Below are 2024 nucleotides of genomic sequence, written 5' to 3' on the forward strand. Positions count from 1 at the left end.
GCCGGGGCCTCGGGAGCCGGCGCCTCGGGAGCCGGCGCCTCGGAAGCGGGGGCCGTCGCGCTCTGCGGTTCGGTCGGGGCGGCGTCGGGCCGGGCCCCGGTCTGCGGCTCGGTCACAGTCGCTCCAGCTGTCGCTTGGCCAGGTCGAGGACGTCGCCCTCGTCGATCTTGCCGCCGCGCGTGTCGAAGTAGTGGATGTCCAGGACGACGTCGCCCCGGCGGACGAGGGCGCGACCCGCCCGGACCGGGTAGTACCCGGGCTTCTCCTGGGCCTCCGAATCGACCCAGACGTGCCCGAGCCCCGGGCCCACACCGGGGACGACCGCCCCGCCGTTGCCCGCGTACTCCTTGTCCGGCATGTACTCGGCCTGACCCCGCTGGTAGCCGTCCGCGCCGGAGAAGTCGCGGAACTGCACGAGCCTGACCTCCACGACGACGTCGCCCTGCCTCCACGCCCGTGTGGCGACGCGGCGGATCCCGTCCTTCAGGTAGCCGCGCAGGGCGTTGTCCGGTTCCTTGAATCCCGTCGCGAAGAAGTCGATCGTCTCGTAGCCGTCGGCTTCGACCTTCGCCCCCGCCGGTGCGTCGACCAGCAGCTTCGTGAGGTCGTCGTCCGTCTTGTGCCAGCGGTTGGCGTTGATCGACTTGACCGTCGTGGCGTCGTTCGGCGCCTGCGCCTTCGGCGTGCCCGGCTTCTGCTGGGCCAGCGGCGGCAGGGGCGTGGGCTTGCGGCCGTACTGGATCGCGTAGCCCGTCACCGTGCCGGCGAGGGCGCCGAGGACGAGGGCGGTGGCGATCAGGGCCGTCGTGCGGCCGCGGCGGCGCGGAGCCCGCGGCGGCTGTTCGTGTTCCAAAGGGGTCCCCCCACAGACCTGGAGGCGCGGGAGCGTTCGCCCGCGCACATCCAAGACACCATGGGGTTCAGGGTCGTTGTACGCATCCTTATTACGCTTTTATCTCGAACGCGTTCAATCCTCGGGCGGCCGCCGCTTCCCGTCCAGTTCGTCCCACCATTCGTCGGACTTGGGATCCCCCGACGGGTCGTCCCACCAGCGGTCGTCGGGCCCGCGCCGGTTCGCGATCATCGCCGCGACCGGCGGGATGACCATCGCGACCACGCACAGCGCGACCGCCGCCGGTACCGAGAAGAGGCGCACGAAGGACCAGGCGGAGACGAAGAGGAACAGGCATCCGCCCATGAGCAGGAAGTAGGCGCGCCGGCGCCGGGCGTACATGGTTCCAGCGTAGGACCGGCCCCGGCGAACACAAGGCCGCGGACGGCGCGGACGGCACGAAGGGCCGCACCCCGTTCCAGTGGCGTCCAACCCCCGGGGGTGCGGCCCTTCGGCCGGTACAGCGGTGCGGTCGGTCGTCAGACCGCGATGGCGACGTCCGTCACGCCGCCGGCCTCGGCGACGACGACCGCGCGGTCGGCCTGGCCGCCGGGCACGAGCGCCCGCAGCGTCCACGAGCCGGTCGCCGCGTAGAAGCGGAACTGGCCGGTCGCGGAGGTGGGGACCTCGGCGGTGAACTCGCCGGTCGAGTCCAGCAGCCGCACGTAGCCGCTGACGGGCTCGCCGTCCTTGGTCACCTGGCCCTGGATCGCGGTCTCACCGGGCTTCAGCGTCGCGAGGTCGGGCCCGCCGATCTGTGCTCCACACATGTTCTCTGTCCTGTCCTAGAGGTTCTGCTGCCGCTGCGGGGCGGGCGCGGGCGTCGCGTGCCCGCGCCCCCGCCGGGATTACTTGTTGGGGCCGAGCTCGATCGGCACGCCGACGAGCGAGCCGTACTCGGTCCAGGAGCCGTCGTAGTTCTTGACGTTCTCCTGGCCCAGGAGCTCGTGCAGCACGAACCACGTGAGCGCGGAGCGCTCACCGATGCGGCAGTAGGCGATGGTGTCCTTCGCGAGGTCGACCTGCTCGGCCTCGTAGAGGGCGGTCAGCTCCTCGTCGGACTTGAAGGTGCCGTCGTCGTTGGCGTTCTTCGACCACGGGATGTTGCGGGCGCTCGGCACGTGGCCGGGGC

General features: G+C 71.6%; 4 protein-coding genes. All 4 read right to left on the reverse strand.

Annotated elements, in window-relative coordinates; genetic code table 11:
- Positions 1 to 112: 112 nt before the first annotated feature.
- Positions 113 to 853: a hypothetical protein gene (locus VR44_RS27980; RefSeq protein WP_045950394.1), complete on the reverse strand. Its 741-nt coding sequence runs from the start codon at positions 851 to 853 to the stop codon at positions 113 to 115.
- 114 nt (positions 854 to 967) lie between these two features.
- Positions 968 to 1234 (reverse strand): DUF3099 domain-containing protein, encoded by a 267-nt coding sequence (locus VR44_RS27985; RefSeq protein ID WP_045950395.1) that lies wholly within the window; start codon positions 1232 to 1234, stop codon positions 968 to 970.
- Positions 1235 to 1371: 137 nt separating this feature from the next.
- Positions 1372 to 1662, reverse strand: coding sequence for a DUF1416 domain-containing protein (locus VR44_RS27990; RefSeq protein WP_045950396.1), 291 nt, complete (start codon positions 1660 to 1662; stop codon positions 1372 to 1374).
- A gap of 78 nt (positions 1663 to 1740) precedes the next feature.
- The coding region (locus tag VR44_RS27995; protein WP_281187209.1) for a sulfurtransferase at positions 1741 to 2024 on the reverse strand (284 nt) is incomplete at its 5' end.

This window comes from Streptomyces katrae, from assembly GCF_000966975.1.
Taxonomy (GTDB): Bacteria; Actinomycetota; Actinomycetes; order Streptomycetales; family Streptomycetaceae; genus Streptomyces; species Streptomyces katrae.

What these genes read in the sequence shown, in the direction of transcription:
- VR44_RS27985 (WP_045950395.1), bottom strand. Translation starts at nt 1,234, where the DNA reads ATGTACGCCCGGCGCCGGCGCGCCTACTTCCTGCTCATGGGCGGATGC.
- VR44_RS27990 (WP_045950396.1), bottom strand. Translation starts at nt 1,662, where the DNA reads ATGTGTGGAGCACAGATCGGCGGGCCCGACCTCGCGACGCTGAAGCCC.